Below are 16,171 nucleotides of genomic sequence, written 5' to 3' on the forward strand. Positions count from 1 at the left end.
ATAAGGATGGATTTTTTATGAATATATATGAATTTTTTGGAAATGTTGATATGAATAATTTTGTAACACTTCCAAGAGAATGAATAGTTAGGTTATTCATTTGAATATTTAATTTTAACCATGTATTTCCACGTGGGCTGTTTATTAATCCGCCTCATTAGGGTAAAGGAAAAAGTATATAGTTTACAAATTCTTTATTCTGTCCGCCAATTAAACGGACGGCATATAATCGGAACAGACTAATGAGAGGTGGAGTTACGAGTTATGCAATTATTAACAGAGAAAACGGCTTTTATTACAGGAGCGGGAAAAGGGATCGGACGCGCCACAGCGCTGGCATTGGCCAATGAAGGGGTGAATGTTGGGCTGATTGCACGTACAGAAGAAGATTTAGTGAAACTCACAGCAGAAATCAAGTCGCTTCGCGGACGTGCCGCTTATGCAGTGGCGGATGTATCCGATTTGGAGCAGGTGGAAGCGGCAGTCAAAAAATTGACAGCTGAACTCGGTCCCGCCGATATCCTGATCAACAATGCGGGGATCGGAAAATATGGGCCGTTTTTGGAACTGGATCCGCAGGAATGGAAGCGGGTCATCGATATCAATTTGATGGGCATGTATTATGTCACCAGGACTGTGCTGCCACAGATGATTGAAAAGAACGGGGGAGACATCATCAACATCTCTTCCAGTTCCGGACTGCGGGGAACTGCCGGTTCAAGTGCCTACAGCGCTTCGAAATTCGGTGTGCTCGGCATGACTGAAGCGCTTTCGCAGGAAGTCCGCAAACAGAACATACGGGTCTTTGCTTTGACCCCCAGCCGTGTCGTAACGGATATGACGTCCAAAGAAGGCGAAACGGATCAGGAAAAAGAAAAATTCATGCAGCCGGAAGATTTGGCGGAATACATGGTGGCGCAGCTGAAATTGCATCCGCGCATCTTTATTCCGACTTCCAGCCAGTGGGCAACGAATCCTTTTTAAATCATAGAAAAACGAGCCGGGGAATGATTCCCTCGGCTCGTTTTTTATTTATTTACTAGGTTCTTAACGTAGTCTTCAACTTCCTGTGAATTGCTAAGTGCCAGGATGCGGTCCGTATGATCTGCCATCTCAGCTTTAGAAAGCTTGCTGATCTGTGAGCGTGCTTTCAGAATTGATGAAGCGCTCATGGAGAACTCATCAAGGCCAAGGCCAAGAAGAATCGGGATGGCGATTTCGTCTCCTGCCATTTCTCCACACATGCCGGTCCATTTGCCTTCACGATGAGAGGCATCGATGACCATTTTCACCATGCGCAAAATAGCTGGATTGAATGGCTGATACAAATACGAAACGCTTTCGTTCATGCGGTCTGCAGCCATCGTGTATTGGATCAGGTCATTGGTGCCGATCGAGAAGAAGTCAACTTCTTTAGCAAATGTATCTGCCATAACAGCTGTTGATGGAATCTCGACCATGATGCCCACTTCAATCGAATCGCTGACTTCAACGCCTTCAGACTGCAGCTTCGCTTTTTCTTCCAGCAGCAGGGCTTTTGCCTGGCGGAATTCGTCGAGTGTCGCAATCATCGGGAACATGATCTTCAAGTTGCCGTGGACGCTGGCACGCAATAGCGCACGCAGCTGCGTTCTGAACATGTCCGGCATCTCCAGGCATAGGCGGATAGCGCGCAAGCCTAGGAATGGGTTCAGTTCTTTCGGCAAATCCAAGTAAGACAACTCTTTGTCTCCACCGATGTCCAAAGTACGAACGACAGTCGGTTTGCCTTGCATGCCTTTTAAGACAGCGGCGTAAGCTTCGACTTGCTCATCTTCTGTCGGGAACTGGTCGCGTCCCATGTAAAGGAACTCTGTGCGGTACAAGCCGATCGCTTCGCCACCATTGTCAACAACGCCTGCAATGTCTTTGGGCGTTCCGATGTTAGCGCCGATTTCAACAGCATGTCCATCAGCGGAAACGGATGCTTCGTTTTTCAGGACGGCCCATTCCGCTTTTTGCTGATCGTATGCCGTTTGTTTTTGTTTGTATTCTTCGATGGCGCTGTCGTCCGGATCGATGAGAATCGTTCCGTCCAAACCATCCACAATGACGATTATGCCGTTTTGGATGTCAGCCATCGCTGTTTTGGCACCTACTACTGCCGGGATTTCAAGCGTACGTGCAAGAATCGCAGAGTGGGAGGTACGTCCACCAATGTCTGTGATGAAGCCTTTGACAAACTGAGCGTCCAACTGAACAGTGTCGGAAGGCGTCAAATCTTCTGCGATGATGATGACTTCGTCTGAAATCATGCTTGGGCTTTGGATCGTGACGCCCAAAAGGTGGGCCAAGACCCGTTTTCTGACGTCACGGATATCCGCTGCACGTTCTTTCATGTATTCGTTGTCCATTGCCTCGAACATCGAGATGAACATATCTGTCGTTTCCTGCAGAGCAAACTCCGCATTGACGTTTTCTGTGTTGATCTTCTCTGTAATAGGCCCGACCAATTCGGGGTCGCTCAAAACCAGCAGGTGTGCGCCGAAAATCGCCGCTTCCTTTTCACTGATTTGCTCGGCTGTTTTTTTCTGGATGGCTTCCAGTTCACTGATGGATTTCTCCAAAGCGGAATTTAATCGCTCTAGTTCACTGCCTGCATCCGAAATTGTCCGTTTATCAACATTCAATTCCGGATTTTCCAAGCGAAAAGCTTTAGCAATCGCAATTCCATTGGAAGCTGCTATTCCGGACATTGTTTGTGTCATTGGGTTGAAATCCCTTCTGTCTGCATTACATCTGCCGCTTTTTCGATGGCTTCGTTTTCATCTTCTCCATCGGCTGCGATTGTAACTACTGAACCGCTAGGCACGCCTAAAGACATAACGCCTAAAATTGATTTCAAGTTTACTTTTTTGCCGTTGTGCTCGATTGTGATATCTGATTTGAATTTTGATACCGCTCCTACTAATGCGGATGCGGGACGTGCGTGCATACCTGCTTCATCTGTAATTGTAAATTGTTTTTCGACCATGATTGATTTCCTCCTTTAATGTGGGTGCAGCCATTTTATGTATTCACTGACCGAATATGACGGTTTGTAGGCGAATAAAATAAAAAAATGGCGTTTTTTGATTGCTTATGAATGATTATGATTGATTGTGGAAGCGATTTCAAGTATTATCTATTTAACAGAACTTTTACTCTATTAAAAAGAAGGTGAGAACTTGTTGACCAACGAACGGCATGCCTATATTTTACGGCTGTTGGAAGGCAAACAGACAGTTAAAATACAGGAGCTGGTAGAGTCCACCGGTGCATCGGAATCAACAATCCGAAGGGATTTGACCGAGCTTGAACAGGCCCATAAGCTGGAACGTGTTTTCGGTGGCGCTATTTTACCGGGCCGAAATTTGATGGAACCGAGCATTACGGATAAATCCACGCAGTATTTGAAAGAAAAAATCCGGATTGCGGAATTTGCTTCTACGCTCGTCCAGCAGGGAGACAGTGTTTTCCTGGATGCAGGTACCACGACCTTTCAACTGATTCCATTTTTAAAAGACAAAGATCTGGTGGTTGTAACCAATGGACTGACGCTTGTTGAAGCCCTCAATGAACAAGGCATCACCACCTATTTAACAGGTGGTTTGATGAAGCCGCGGACCGGCGCCTTTGTCGGTTCCCATACGATACAGGCGCTGCAGAACTACCGGTTCGATATCTGTTTCCTGGGCATCAACGGCTTCCATCCGGAATACGGCTATACGACACCGGATCCTGAGGAAGCAGCAGTCAAGCAGCTGGCCAGTTCCTTAGCACGAAAAACATTTGCGCTCGCTGATCATTCCAAAACCAATAAAATCAGTTTCGCTAAAATTATGGATTTGGATCGCGCCACTTTAATTGTAGATGAAATTTCCAAAGAAGCCAATGCTGGGCTTGAAAAAAAGACAATAGTAAAGGTTGTGACACCATGATATACACCTGTACGCTAACACCTTCCATTGATTACACAGTATATGTACCCGAATTTGAGAGCGGGAAACTGAACCGCTCTGAAGAAGTCTATTACTACCCCGGGGGAAAAGGCATCAACGTTTCGCGTGTCCTTAAGCGGCTCGGCGTCACAAATCAAGCGCTCGGCTATGCCGGTGGCTTTACCGGTCAATACATCGAACAGTTTTTGAAAAAGGAAGGCGTCGACACCGATTTTATTGAAACGGAAGAAATCACCCGCATTAACGTCAAGATCAAATCAGCTGAGGAAACAGAGTTGAATGGTCCGGGTCCGGAACTGAACCAAGTTCAGCTGGAAGCTTTGACCCGAAAAGTGCAAGCTATGAATGAAGGTGACTGGTTTGTGCTAGCCGGCAGCCTGCCGGGTTCCATTGAGGCGGAATATTTTCAGGAGCTTGCAAACATCTGCCAGGAAAACAAGGTCCGGTTTGTCCTGGATACTTCCGGTCCGGCACTGGAAAGCTTAACAGCAGCTCCGGTATTTCTGATCAAACCCAATCAACAGGAATTGGGTGAATTGTTCGGTGTGGAAATCAGCAATATCCCGGAAGCCTTTCAGTATGCCAGAAAATTGGTTGAACGAGGCACTGAACACGTGGTCGTTTCCATGGGAGGCGACGGGGCGCTCTTGGTGACCAAAGACCTTGAAATGTCTGCCAAAGCGCCTCGCGGAACCGTCGTCAACACGGTCGGTTCGGGAGATTCGCTGGTATCTGGATTCATCGCTTCGTTTTCAGCCGATCAAGATCCTATAAAGGCTTTCCGCTATGGAGTCGCCAGCGGAAGTGCTACCGCATTCCAATCGGATTTATGCCGCAAGGAAGATGTCGATAAGCTGCTTGACCAAGTAGAGCTTTACCCATATGAAGAAAAGGATGTGACCACATGAAAATCACACAGCTTTTAACAGAAGAAACAATTATCTTAAATTTATCCGCCGCAACGAAACAGCAAGTCCTGGAAGAACTTGCTTCCCAGCTCGACCGCGCCGGCAAATTGTCAAACAAACGCGCATTCACTGAAGCTATTTTAGAACGTGAAAGTCAAAGCACTACAGGCATCGGAGACGGCATCGCCATTCCGCATGCAAAATCGGCAGCGGTCAAATCGCCAGCTATCGCTTTTGGCCGATCACTCGACGGTCTCGATTATGAATCACTTGATGGCCAGCCCGCCCACCTGTTCTTCATGATCGCCGCAAGTGAAGGGGCCAATGACGATCATCTTGAAGCGTTGTCGCGCCTCGCAACTTTCCTGATGGATGACAAGTTCCGCACGAACATCCTTGCCGCCCAGTCGAAAGAAGAAGTGCTGCAAGTGATTTCTGCTAAAGAAGCGTCATTGGAAGAACCGGAAGCGGCAGCTGAAAACATTCCCGTCGACAGTACTCAAAAGAAAATACTAGCGGTCACTGCGTGTCCGACGGGCATTGCGCACACATACATGGCAGCTGAAAAATTGAATGAACGGGCCAAAGAGCGCGGCATCGCCTTAAAAGTGGAAACCAACGGCTCAAGCGGCGTTAAAAATCGCTTGACGGCTGAAGACATCGCCGGAGCGGATGCGATTATTGTTGCAGCTGATACGAAAGTGGAAATGAGCCGCTTTGACGGAAAACCGGTCATCCAGACAGCGGTCGGCAAAGCGATTTATGAAACGGATAATTTGTTGGAACGTGCTGTAACAGGCGATGCGCCGACATACAAACACGATAAATCTAAAGACGAAGCAGATACCGGGGAGACCAAAGGCGGTTTCTACAAGCATTTGATGAACGGGGTATCAAACATGCTGCCATTTGTTGTCGGCGGCGGTATCTTGATTGCCATCTCCTTTTTCTGGGGCATCAATGCCGCGAATCCGGACAGTCCTGAATATAATGAATTTGCTGCCATGCTAAGCACCATCGGCGGTGGCAATGCTTTCTTCTTAATGGTCCCTGTACTTGCCGGATTTATCGCGATGAGTATTGCTGACCGCCCTGGATTTGCACCGGGTATGATTGGCGGCTTGATCGCAATTACAGTAACCGGTGTTGAAGAAGCAAGCGGCGGTTCTGGATTCCTTGGCGGTTTGATTGCCGGTTTCCTTGCAGGTTATGTAACATTGCTGGTCAAAAAAGCATTTTCCCGATTGCCGAATTCCCTCGAAGGCTTGAAGCCGGTATTGTTCTATCCGGTCTTTGCCATTGCCATCACTGGGATCATTATGATGCTCGTTAATCCACAGTTGACTAAAGTCTATACAGGCATTTCCGCTTTCCTTGAAAGTCTTGGCGGGACGAACTTGGTGCTCGTAGGATTGCTGCTTGGCGGTATGATGGCCATTGATATGGGCGGTCCGATCAACAAAGCCGCTTATACATTCGGCATCGCAATGCTGGATGCACAAAACTTCAATTTCATGGCAACTGTCATGGCGGCTGGAATGGTTCCACCACTTGGTATGGCCATTGCAACTACCTTGTTCAAAAATAAATTCACCAAACCCGAACGTGAAGCCGGCAAGACGGCTTATGTGCTCGGAGCTTGCTTTATTACCGAAGGCGTTATCCCGTTTGCTGCAGCCGATCCTGCACGCGTCATTCCGGCATCCGTTGCAGGAGCTGCAGTTACCGGTGCATTGGTGATGCTGTTTGACATCGGACTTCGTGCACCTCACGGCGGTGTCTTTGTCATCGGACTTGTTGACGGAGGCGTTGCCAGCATCTTAATGTACGTACTGGCAATTTTGGCAGGAGCAGTCGTAACTGCGCTCGTCGCAGGTTCATTGAAAAATAAAGTGAAAGTAGCTGCATAATTTACAACCGCTCTAGGATGTACCAATCCTGGAGCGGTTTTTTTCTTTCCTTAACTAGATAAAAATATCCCTTAAACAAGGGAATTTGCGTATGATTTTAAAGAAAAATGGGTATTGATTAATACACATTGAACCGATAATTTCGGAGCCGCATTAAAAGAAAACTGGAAGGGGAAGAGGTGAACGGCAGCATCAGCAATATGCCAAGTAGAATTCAATCGCTCTGTTATTTGGTGTATTTAAAATAGGCTAATTATGAAAAAAACATTAAATATCGATTTTTATGAAAACACATGGTTTTAAGCAGGATGAAACAGGATAGAAGGACCGGGAGGAGCGGCTGGTTATGAAAACGGCTAAAAATACAGATTTTTTTCGTCAATTCAATGATGCTTTCTTTCAGGGAAACCGACAATTTATTGAAGATAACATTACCGAAGACGTAGTTTGGACCATTGTCGGTTCAGAACCAATTGTGGGAAAACAAGCCTTTCTCGACGTGGCATGCGGTATGAACGAGGGCTACACGGATATGGATTACACGATTGAGCTTTCCTTAACCAACGGCAGGGAAGCGGCATTGAAAGGCCGAATGATCCGGAAAGGCGCAGGAGATGCACCCAAAATTTATGCTTACAGCGATTTTTATGCATTGGATGATGACGACGAAGGAAAAATCAAGGAAGTGACTACTTTTTCCATTGAACTGAAAGAATAGAAGAAACCTCCGTGAGAAACGGGGGTTTTTCAATGGTTAGACAATGGATGAAAAGGTCTTTAAACTAATAAATGTAATTTGTTACATAAGGTTAACTTAAAAAAGTTCAAAAAACAGCAATTAACTGAAAAAACAGGGTACACAAATAAAAATGAAAAAAGGAGTGTCTCTATGAAAATTCAAGGTTTGGATCATTTAGTGTTAACTGTGGCTTCGATTGAAAAAAGCTGCAATTTTTATGAGGAAGTATTGGGAATTGAAGTGGTGCATTTCGGCGAAGGAAGGACCGCACTGGCATTTGGTCATCAAAAGATCAATCTACACGAAATAGGTAAGGAATTTGAACCAAAAGCATTAGCTCCCACTGCAGGGAGCGGAGACCTTTGTTTTATAACGGATACCCCGATTCCGTTAGTGGTGGAACATTTAGCATCACGGCATATACCAATCGAACAAGGGCCGGTCAAACGGACAGGAGCTAAAGGGGAACTGGAATCTGTCTATATCCGCGATCCGGATGGCAATTTGCTTGAACTGTCGACTTATTGAATGCTTTAGGCCTGCAAGTTTTTACGAGTGAGCCGTCTGTCTTTTTGTGGTAAAATAAAAAAATATCAATTAGGAATAGGGGGGTGACTAACGATGACCATCGTATGTTTGATTCGCCATGGGGAAACGGATTGGAATGCACAAGGGAAAATTCAAGGGAAAACCGATATTCCTTTAAACGAAGCAGGTATTCAACAGGCAGCACAATGCGGTGCGCACTTAATCGCCTCTGAATGGGACTTGATCATTACGAGCCCGCTGCAGCGCGCTCGCCGGACCGCTGAAATCATCAACGAGAGTCTGGAGTTGCCTCTGCTGGAAATGGAAGAGTTTGCGGAAAAACATTTCGGGGACGCAGAAGGGCTTACCTACGAAGAACGAGCGCTGACGTATCCGGACAGGCATTATCCGAATCAAGAAGATAACGCTTTGTTCGCTGAACGCTTGGCAACCGGACTGAAAATCATCAATGACCGCTACCCCGAGCAGCGCGTTTTATTGGTGTCACACGGCGGCGTCATTAATGCCATACTCGGTGAGCTGTCGGATGGGGAAATTGGCTCCGGAAAAACCCGGTTGTTGAATGCTTGCCTTAGCCACATCTTTTTCGATAAAGATAATTGGATTATCCGGAATTACAACCAAGTCAGCCACCTTGAAAAATCAGTCAGCCAACGATAGCAAAAGCAGCAAGACGGCATTCGTCTTGCTGCTTTTATTTTTTTCCAGCTGCTGTTTTGTCTTTATCCATCCGGTAAACATAAAACGCCATAGCTCCCATGAATAAAGCTGAATTGAACCAAAAGACAAGATCATTCAGCACGCCATTGAAAATAAGGGCATTTGCTGCTGTGATCAATTGCATGGCAAGTATGAATAATATTAATATGGTGGCGGTCTTCACTTTATCACTCCGTTCCTCTTCCATTATAGAGCTGATGCCGATTAATTCAAGTAGAGACAAATTGGAGGTGTGCTAAGCAATAAGGTGTAATTTGCCCACTGGTTCAATTGAAGTAAAGGAACGTGAATTTTGAATGTGCGAATGGGATAATGACAGAAAGCGAATGTAAAAGGAGGGGCACTAATGGTTAAATGGAAAGAAGAAATGATTATTGACGCGGAAATTGAAAAGGTATGGAGTTTATTCCGTGACGAGAACATCAAAAAATTAATGCCAAAAGTAGAAGAGCATCTACTAGTTGAAAATGAGGACAATCAACTCGGTGCTAAACATGCGCAGAGTTATCACGAAGCGAATCAGCTGCAAACCTATATTGTTGAGACCGTGGGCTATGAAGATTTGCCAGAAAAAAAACTTAAACAAACTCAATTTGACATGGGGCAGCTCTTTAACGTGTTTTATTCCTTCACGCTGCTGCGAGAAGGAGAAAACCGGACGAAATTCATTTATGAAGGTTTCAACAAAGGCAAAGGGCTGATGGGGAAAACGATGTTGCTGTCAGGCAGCAATCGGAGTCGACAGCAGACCATACAAACTTTCATGGATCGGGTAAGAGATGAATCCATGAAGCTTTGAGAAGGGAGCGGGAGAGATGACCGAGTGGAATGAGCGGAGGATAATCGCAGCACCTATTGAAAAGGTATGGGCGTTGTTTTCAGATGAACAGCTGCAATCCATTATGCCTGGGTTGGAACAACACGAATTAGTCGAAGGGCCGCCGAATCATGTTGGTTCAAAATACATCCAGCGCAATCGCTTTGGCAACCGTTTGGTCAGCTATGTCATGGAAATCACCGCTTATGAGGATCAGCCAGAACGAAAGCAAAAAGACATCGGTTTTGTAGCAGCTGGGTTATTCCGGATAACGCTTAGTTTTGGATTGACAAAACTGGATGACAGACAAACTCTATTTGTCTACAGCGGCAGCAATACAGGGGTTAATCTGCTCGGCAGGACATTGTTAAAGATCGATCCGCAGAACAGCAGCAGACAAGAAGCAGAAGAATTAATGGCACGAGTAGCGAAGTCGGCAGAGGAAGGATCATAAATATTAGCATTTGAGGATCCGATTCTTTAGCAAGTTCGGCCTACTATGTTTTTTTGTTTACTATGTAATAAACTACTTAAGGTTTTATCAAAAAAACAAAAGCGTCAACAAGAAAGAAAAAATCTCTAATAAAATCGTACAAAGAAAAAGCTTTATCCTAGCTTTTCGTGACAGCTGATTACATCATTTGTATCATAAAGAAAAGTGGGTTAAAGATTTTTGTAAATTGAGAGGGGGATGGGATGATGATCAAAGTTTATGAAAAAGAACATGTACTTTGTGTTGAAGGGGTACCTGAACAAACCCGCAGCAAGGTTTTTGTCTTTTTAGTAGACGGTATGCTGATCGATACAGGAGCTGAAAAGCTGCAGAAAGAATTGATTGGCTTTTTTGATGAACAGTCATTTGATCAAGTAGTTTTAACGCATCATCATGAAGACCATACTGGAAATGCGGCATGGATTCAGCAGCATAAACCGGTTCCTTTCTATATTCATCCAATCGGTCTTCCTCAAATCAAAGAGAATGGGGTATACCCAGATTACCGGAAACTTACATGGGGAAATCGAGCAGCATTCGATGCACAGCCACTTGGCGACCGCATTCGCTCTCGGACGCTTGAATGGCAAGTTATCCATACACCCGGGCATGCTGATGACCATGTCGCTTTGTTCCATGCAGATTCGGGACGGCTATTCATCGGGGATTTATTTGTTTCGCCCAAAACACGGGTCATGATGAAAAGCGAATCGGCAGCGCTCATTGCGGCATCGCTGCGTTCGTTATTGGCTTTGCCGTTCCGATCAGTATTTTGCAGTCATGCAGGATATTTGGAAAATGGCCGCTCCTTGTTGGAAGCAAAGCTGCTTTTTCTGGAAACCCTGCAGCAACAAATTCTTGAGCTTTATAAAGAAGGCCACACCCCTAAAGAAATCGACCATATGCTTTTTCAGAAATCCTACCCGATTATTCAATTCTCGGAAGGGGAATGGGATACCCTTCACATCGTGACATCGGTCGTTTCGGATTACGAGAAAAAAAGAAGTCGGCATTTACAGCCACGGGCCAATACGTTAGGCATTCTGCGAAAAGGCGATGCATTTCTGCTGGAACAGCAATTTGTTGCCCATTCAGGGGGAGACGGACCTTTCTACCGGCCTCTAGGCGGAACAATCGAACTCGGAGAACGCTCCGCTGTTTCATTAAAGAGGGAGTTTAAAGAGGAGATCGGTGCAGGTATTTGTATTGTTCGCTATTTGGATGTGTTGGAAAATATATTCACCTTAAAGCAGCAGACCTTTCATGAAATTACGCTCATTTACGAAGTGGAATTTGAAGATAGCGCCCTTTATGATCAGCCTAGCTTCGTCGTCACGGAAGCAGGCAACAAGACTCGTGCGCTATGGGTCAGTCTGGAGGAGTTAGCACGGCATGAAACGACTCTTTATCCAGTTGGCTTGCTTGAGTTGCTCCAAAAAATTCCTGTGCCTTCTGAATTCAACCCTTAAGGAGGTAGTAGACCTCATTGTTTTGCTACTGAATGCTTTAAGAATATCAAACAGAGTTTTGGTATACTGAAGACACAGAGCCCGCCTATTGCTGGTGAAGGATTGGCGAAGAGAGGAGAATGCCTTCCGTGATGATCTATTTCGTTATGTTACTTGAATTACTGGTGGTGGCTTTATTCATTTATTACGTGAGTGGGCGCTTGATGGGATCGAAAGTCAATTTCACCAAAAGAATTCTTTCAGTTTTGTTAGGGGTCAGTTTAACGACGTTCGTCTACTGGTACTCCTATTTGCGCTATACGGATTTCTTAAGTGAAAACATTGTCTTTGCCGTTACGGACGCTAGCGCTATCATCTGGATCGGCAGTATGCTGCTGATTTCGATGCTGTTCTATCTATTCTTTGAGTTGTTCGATCCGATCGAACTTGGGGAACGGGGAGAACGCATCACTGGCCAAAAATTCATCATCCAACGCTTGCGGCATCGTTGGCGGCGCCAGAAACGCCTGAGCCAAGTGCTGGAAATTGCTGTTCGGAACGGATTTTCCCGCACCATCCGCTATGCACGCCACCGGGAAAGCAACCGGGACTTCGCTATCGCTTTTCGGGATACATTGGAACAAAGCGGGGGGATTTTCATCAAGTTCGGACAGGTCCTTTCCACGCGGACAGAGCTGTTTTCCCCCGTATTTATTGAAGAGTTGGAAACATTGCAGCAGGACGTGAAACCCCTGACGAGTACACAAGTCACCACGATTTTAAGAAATTCCTTATCCGCAAGCGTAGAAGACGTCTTCTCTGAATTCAATATGGAACCATTGGCCGCTGGCTCTATTGGCCAAGTCCATCAGGCTGTGCTGAGAAAAACGCAGGAAGACGTGGTAGTCAAATTGCTGCGTCCGGAAGTCAAAGGCATCATGCGTAACGATCTGGACATTCTCGTCGAATTTGCCGACTGGGTCGCCAGCAAGTCAAAATGGGCTGAGAACATCGGCTTCCGCGAACTGGCCATCGGTTTTGCCAATGGACTGCGGGAAGAAATCAATTTTGGAATCGAGACCCGCAACACCATTCAAGTCGCCAACGCTTTGAAGAAAAGCGATTATCCAGTCAAGATTCCTCATGTGTACCGGGAATACAGCAACGATAACCTGATTGTCATGCAGTACTTTAAAGGAAAAAGCATTTCGAAAGGACAGGCAGTTTTTGACCAATTCAACATCGATCAAAAAGAGTTCGGACGGACGGTGCTGTTTTCCTTTTTCGAACAGATGCTGTTTTCAGGTATTTTTCATGCAGACCCGCATCCCGGCAATATTTTCATTGATGAACGAGATGGCAAGCCGATTCTTCTCGATTTCGGTGCAGTGGGACGCCTCGCCGCTCCTCAGCAAGACGGATTGAACCTGTTCATCATCGGCGTCCAGCAAAACGACGCAGAGGTAATCTACGATGCCATTAACGCGTTGGTGGAGGACAATCATCAAATTGAACGCCAAAAGCTCCAACAGGCGATTGGTCAATTGCTGCTGAAGATTTCGTACGTCGATAAGATTCCGACAGAAGAACTGATTCACTCCATGTTTGATATTGTCCGCGAATTCGGTTTGTCGTTCTATCCATCTGTCGGCATGGCACTTCGGTCACTGATTAGTTTGGACAGTACACTCCATACCATTGATCCGAAGTTTGATATGTTCACAGAAGCCAAAGTATTTGCGAAAAAGTACAAGACCGCCGTTTTGAAAAAACCGTTTACGGAACCGCGTGAAACCAAACAGAAAATCGAAGAAGAATTGGCCTTGCTGATTCCGGAACTGATGAAATTGCCAAAACGTGCAGACCAGCTGATTCAACGCATCGAAGGCGGCAAAGTGATCTTGCATCACGATGTTTTCTCGGATAAGCACAATGCCAACTTTGTCCTTCAGCTGTTCTCGCGATTCGTTCTGCTTTTTTCAGGCATCACTTTCGGATTGATATCAGCTGCCTTGTTGGCGATTGCCCAATTCATCAATACGCAGTATGCCGTCTACTTGAATACGGCAGCCTATACCGGACTGTTTCTGTGTGTCATCTTGCTGGTTCGTTTGTCCATTCAGGCGATACGTGATATGAAACGAAGCACTACGTAGAAGAGATCATGTCCTGACAGGGACATGATCTCTTCTGTTTTTATCCCTCTTTATTTTGAATGCAGCCGCCGCCTGTTAATACTTGCTCAATGTAGATACGACGTATATACTTAAATTACAAAAAGCATTTTGAGGAGCTGATTCATATGCCGCAAATTAAGCAGAAAGTTAGTTATCGGGAAGCTAAACTACAAAACTGGGGCAACAGCAAGGCGGTTCGCCTGACAAAAGATATCTTAGAGGAAGCTGGATTTGATGAAGCTGAGGATACTCTATTAGATGTTGTGATTGAACCTAATCGTATTTCATTGGTACGAAAAAGCAAATTAACCCCGTTCCAGAAGTTATTTGTTGGTTATAAGGGCGAGAAACCTGAGACGGAAGCCTTATGGGATGAAGCAGAGCCCATTGGAAAAGAAGAATGGTAACCTGATAATAAGATTAAAGACTTTTGCCTGTACTCCTTCCTCCAATGGATAAGTACAGGCATTATTCAACTGGAGGAATAGAAATGACCCACTACTTTAAAGTCGGCGACATCATAAAGGTTGACATGTCCCCAGCTATAGGACACGAACAGCAAGGTTATCGGCCTGCTATTGTTGTCTCGGAAGAAAATGTACATAAAGAAACTGATTTGATTTGGGCTTTGCCAATTACGAACACAGACAAAGGGTATCCAACTCATGTGCCGGTCAATGGCAGAACCAAGAATAATAGAACTACTGGATATATCCTCTGCGAAAAGATAAAAGCGATTGATCCATCGGCGAGAGCTGCAAGATTAACAGACGAAGCTGATCCGGAGCTTATTGAAGAGTGTAAAGCTATTATCGATGCGATTACGTATATTGGATGAAAAGAAGTGGTGTCCAATCTAGTGTTTTTGCACCTTTATGGAAAACAGTTTATTTCTAAGAATAAATTTTAAGGCGAGTGATCAAATGTCGAATAGCAAAGAACCCTTTGGTTTAGAGAGAAAGAAAGGGCAGACACCGCCAAAAAGAAAGAGGCGGATTTTAAAGAAATTCTTGGTGTATTCACTGGCGCTGCTTACGATGCTGGCAATTGCTCTTTTATTGTTTTTGACTCTACACCCGAGTTTTGGCGGCAACCCCAGTGAGGAGCAACAAGAGTTATACAGAACCTTTGCGAATTACGAGGACGGGAAATTTATCAATCCGTCATCAGACATGGAAAGCAGCACCACTAGCTCGTCATTCGAAGAAACGGATTCACTAGAAGGAGAAAGCAGACCTTCCGGAGAACTTGCCGTTTCTGAACTGGACTGGGATAAAATTAATAGTAAAGGAGATAGTTTGACCTGGTTTGGCCATTCCGCATTTTTACTGAGTCTGGATGACAAGAAAATCCTGATTGATCCCATGCTCGGGCCAAGAGCGTCACCCGTTTCTTTTATTGGGCCTAAACGCTACAGCGAAGACATGCTGGACAGGATAGACGATATGCCTGCTATTGATGCGGTCTTCATCACGCATGATCATTACGACCATTTGGATTACCAATCCATTAAGAAACTGAAAAGCAAGGTCGGCCATTTCTTTGTTCCTTACGGCGTAGCCAATCACCTGGTGCGCTGGGGAGTGGAAAAAGATCACATTACCGAGCTTAATTGGTGGGATGAGACAGAATTCCAAGGGTTAACCATCGCCCTAACACCGGCCAATCACTTTTCTGGTAGAGGGCCATTGAATCGAAACTCGACTCTTTGGGGCGGTTGGATCATTCTCGGGGAGCAAACCCGTTTCTTTACCAGCGGCGACGGCAGCTACGGTGCCCATTTTAAAGAGATCGGCGATAAATACGGACCTTTTGATATCGCATTAATAGAGGGCGGCCAATATGATGAACGCTGGCCTGATTCCCATATGGTTCCGGAAGATTCCGTGCAGGCAACTATTGATTTGCAAGGCAATCAGATGATGTTAACACACTGGGGAGCTTTTACACTTGCACGACATAGCTGGACAGAGCCGATAGAACGGGCGTCCAAAGCTGCAAAAGAGCAGGACGTGAACCTGATCGCTCCACGGATTGGTGAAACGGTACCACTGGACGGAAGTTTTCCCGCTCCTGCTTCGTCGTGGTGGAAGTAAGTTCTCGTGTTTTGAAAGCGGCTGTAAAAGATTTTCCGTGGAATAAGGAATAAAGAAAAATTCCGAATGAACCAGACTGTGTAAAGACCCTATATACGAAGTAGAAGGCTATATGATGATAGTAAGTATAGAACATTCTGATAATTTATATCGCGTGTAGATGGCTTTGTTCCGCGCAAAGGAGAATCGCATATTAATTATTGGGATTTACATCGCGTTGGAGTTTGGTTTTGTTGATTTACTTTCTTATTCCCAACAGCTACTACACATACAAGGTAGCCGATATGATTTGGCCATTTATTTGTTGGTTGCCATTTGATCTTAAATGATTCAG

Annotated in this window: 17 protein-coding genes; 14 read left to right on the forward strand and 3 right to left on the reverse strand. The window is 45.4% G+C overall.

Translation table 11 applies throughout. The annotated features are described in order from the left end of the window. The first annotated feature begins 264 nt into the window (after positions 1-264). The gene (locus tag FQV26_RS08990; protein WP_146557151.1) at positions 265-984 is read left to right on the forward strand and encodes a 3-ketoacyl-ACP reductase; all 720 of its coding nucleotides are present in this window, start codon (positions 265-267) and stop codon (positions 982-984) included. Positions 985-1,028: 44 nt separating this feature from the next. Here FQV26_RS08990 and ptsP read toward each other — a convergent pair whose 3' ends face one another. Together ptsP and FQV26_RS09000 are read right to left on the reverse strand one after the other, a co-directional pair. Beyond that, a complete protein-coding gene (ptsP, locus tag FQV26_RS08995; protein ID WP_146557152.1) occupies positions 1,029-2,747 on the reverse strand; it encodes a phosphoenolpyruvate--protein phosphotransferase in 1,719 nt (572 codons plus the stop codon). After that, complete coding sequence (locus FQV26_RS09000) at positions 2,744-3,013, reverse strand: phosphocarrier protein HPr (protein ID WP_146557153.1); 270 nt, start codon at positions 3,011-3,013, stop codon at positions 2,744-2,746. Before FQV26_RS09000 ends, ptsP begins: the two co-directional genes overlap by 4 nt. Positions 3,014-3,206: 193 nt before the next feature. Here FQV26_RS09000 and FQV26_RS09005 point away from each other — a divergent pair, with 193 nt between their 5' ends. From FQV26_RS09005 to FQV26_RS09030, 6 genes are all read left to right on the forward strand, one after another. Further along, entirely contained in the window at positions 3,207-3,959 is a 753-nt protein-coding gene (locus tag FQV26_RS09005) for a DeoR/GlpR family DNA-binding transcription regulator (protein WP_146557154.1), read from the forward strand. Beyond that, positions 3,956-4,888: a 1-phosphofructokinase gene (gene pfkB, locus FQV26_RS09010; RefSeq protein WP_146557155.1), complete on the forward strand. Its 933-nt coding sequence runs from the start codon at positions 3,956-3,958 to the stop codon at positions 4,886-4,888. The genes FQV26_RS09005 and pfkB overlap by 4 nt, the downstream gene beginning before the upstream one ends. Beyond that, entirely contained in the window at positions 4,885-6,798 is a 1,914-nt protein-coding gene (locus tag FQV26_RS09015; protein ID WP_146557156.1) for a PTS fructose transporter subunit IIABC, read from the forward strand. The genes pfkB and FQV26_RS09015 overlap by 4 nt, the downstream gene beginning before the upstream one ends. 346 nt (positions 6,799-7,144) lie before the next feature. Continuing rightward, entirely contained in the window at positions 7,145-7,516 is a 372-nt protein-coding gene (locus FQV26_RS09020) for a nuclear transport factor 2 family protein (RefSeq protein WP_146557157.1), read from the forward strand. Between the two features lie 171 nt (positions 7,517-7,687). After that, a complete protein-coding gene (locus tag FQV26_RS09025) occupies positions 7,688-8,065 on the forward strand; it encodes a VOC family protein (RefSeq protein ID WP_146557158.1) in 378 nt (125 codons plus the stop codon). Between the two features lie 93 nt (positions 8,066-8,158). Then, complete coding sequence (locus FQV26_RS09030) at positions 8,159-8,746, forward strand: histidine phosphatase family protein (protein WP_146557159.1); 588 nt, start codon at positions 8,159-8,161, stop codon at positions 8,744-8,746. 34 nt (positions 8,747-8,780) lie between these two features. On the opposite strand, the gene FQV26_RS09035 is transcribed toward FQV26_RS09030, so the two are convergent. Continuing rightward, the gene (locus FQV26_RS09035) at positions 8,781-8,993 is read right to left on the reverse strand and encodes a hypothetical protein (protein ID WP_261384291.1); all 213 of its coding nucleotides are present in this window, start codon (positions 8,991-8,993) and stop codon (positions 8,781-8,783) included. A gap of 159 nt (positions 8,994-9,152) precedes the next feature. Here FQV26_RS09035 and FQV26_RS09040 point away from each other — a divergent pair, with 159 nt between their 5' ends. The 7 genes from FQV26_RS09040 to FQV26_RS09070 all read left to right on the forward strand — a co-directional run bounded on the left by FQV26_RS09040 (position 9,153) and on the right by FQV26_RS09070 (position 15,837). Continuing rightward, entirely contained in the window at positions 9,153-9,605 is a 453-nt protein-coding gene (locus FQV26_RS09040; RefSeq protein WP_146557161.1) for an SRPBCC family protein, read from the forward strand. A gap of 16 nt (positions 9,606-9,621) precedes the next feature. Continuing rightward, the gene (locus FQV26_RS09045; RefSeq protein WP_146557162.1) at positions 9,622-10,077 is read left to right on the forward strand and encodes an SRPBCC family protein; all 456 of its coding nucleotides are present in this window, start codon (positions 9,622-9,624) and stop codon (positions 10,075-10,077) included. A gap of 245 nt (positions 10,078-10,322) precedes the next feature. Next, positions 10,323-11,585, forward strand: a complete 1,263-nt coding sequence (locus FQV26_RS18760) for an MBL fold metallo-hydrolase (protein WP_186759704.1) — start codon at positions 10,323-10,325, stop codon at positions 11,583-11,585. Positions 11,586-11,716: 131 nt separating this feature from the next. After that, entirely contained in the window at positions 11,717-13,720 is a 2,004-nt protein-coding gene (locus FQV26_RS09055; protein WP_146557792.1) for an ABC1 kinase family protein, read from the forward strand. Positions 13,721-13,866: 146 nt separating this feature from the next. Next, positions 13,867-14,148 carry an AbrB/MazE/SpoVT family DNA-binding domain-containing protein gene (locus FQV26_RS09060; protein ID WP_146557163.1) on the forward strand — a complete coding sequence of 94 codons (282 nt, stop codon included), beginning with the start codon at positions 13,867-13,869 and terminating at the stop codon, positions 14,146-14,148. 83 nt (positions 14,149-14,231) lie between these two features. Continuing rightward, positions 14,232-14,579, forward strand: coding sequence for a type II toxin-antitoxin system PemK/MazF family toxin (locus tag FQV26_RS09065; protein WP_146557164.1), 348 nt, complete (start codon positions 14,232-14,234; stop codon positions 14,577-14,579). 199 nt (positions 14,580-14,778) lie between these two features. After that, positions 14,779-15,837 (forward strand): MBL fold metallo-hydrolase, encoded by a 1,059-nt coding sequence (locus tag FQV26_RS09070; protein ID WP_261384322.1) that lies wholly within the window; start codon positions 14,779-14,781, stop codon positions 15,835-15,837. The last annotated feature ends 334 nt before the right edge of the window (positions 15,838-16,171 follow it).

The organism is Planococcus sp. CPCC 101016, from assembly GCF_007859295.1.
Taxonomy (GTDB): Bacteria; Bacillota; Bacilli; order Bacillales_A; family Planococcaceae; genus Planococcus.

What these genes read in the sequence shown, in the direction of transcription:
- FQV26_RS08990 (WP_146557151.1), top strand. Translation starts at nt 265, where the DNA reads ATGCAATTATTAACAGAGAAAACGGCTTTTATTACAGGAGCGGGAAAA.
- FQV26_RS09040 (WP_146557161.1), top strand. Translation starts at nt 9,153, where the DNA reads ATGGTTAAATGGAAAGAAGAAATGATTATTGACGCGGAAATTGAAAAG.
- FQV26_RS09055 (WP_146557792.1), top strand. Translation starts at nt 11,717, where the DNA reads ATGATCTATTTCGTTATGTTACTTGAATTACTGGTGGTGGCTTTATTC.
- ptsP (WP_146557152.1), bottom strand. Translation starts at nt 2,747, where the DNA reads ATGACACAAACAATGTCCGGAATAGCAGCTTCCAATGGAATTGCGATT.
- FQV26_RS18760 (WP_186759704.1), top strand. Translation starts at nt 10,323, where the DNA reads ATGATCAAAGTTTATGAAAAAGAACATGTACTTTGTGTTGAAGGGGTA.
- FQV26_RS09060 (WP_146557163.1), top strand. Translation starts at nt 13,867, where the DNA reads ATGCCGCAAATTAAGCAGAAAGTTAGTTATCGGGAAGCTAAACTACAA.
- FQV26_RS09025 (WP_146557158.1), top strand. Translation starts at nt 7,688, where the DNA reads ATGAAAATTCAAGGTTTGGATCATTTAGTGTTAACTGTGGCTTCGATT.
- FQV26_RS09035 (WP_261384291.1), bottom strand. Translation starts at nt 8,993, where the DNA reads ATGGAAGAGGAACGGAGTGATAAAGTGAAGACCGCCACCATATTAATA.
- FQV26_RS09045 (WP_146557162.1), top strand. Translation starts at nt 9,622, where the DNA reads ATGACCGAGTGGAATGAGCGGAGGATAATCGCAGCACCTATTGAAAAG.
- FQV26_RS09000 (WP_146557153.1), bottom strand. Translation starts at nt 3,013, where the DNA reads ATGGTCGAAAAACAATTTACAATTACAGATGAAGCAGGTATGCACGCA.
- FQV26_RS09065 (WP_146557164.1), top strand. Translation starts at nt 14,232, where the DNA reads ATGACCCACTACTTTAAAGTCGGCGACATCATAAAGGTTGACATGTCC.
- FQV26_RS09030 (WP_146557159.1), top strand. Translation starts at nt 8,159, where the DNA reads ATGACCATCGTATGTTTGATTCGCCATGGGGAAACGGATTGGAATGCA.
- FQV26_RS09015 (WP_146557156.1), top strand. Translation starts at nt 4,885, where the DNA reads ATGAAAATCACACAGCTTTTAACAGAAGAAACAATTATCTTAAATTTA.
- pfkB (WP_146557155.1), top strand. Translation starts at nt 3,956, where the DNA reads ATGATATACACCTGTACGCTAACACCTTCCATTGATTACACAGTATAT.
- FQV26_RS09020 (WP_146557157.1), top strand. Translation starts at nt 7,145, where the DNA reads ATGAAAACGGCTAAAAATACAGATTTTTTTCGTCAATTCAATGATGCT.
- FQV26_RS09070 (WP_261384322.1), top strand. Translation starts at nt 14,779, where the DNA reads ATGCTGGCAATTGCTCTTTTATTGTTTTTGACTCTACACCCGAGTTTT.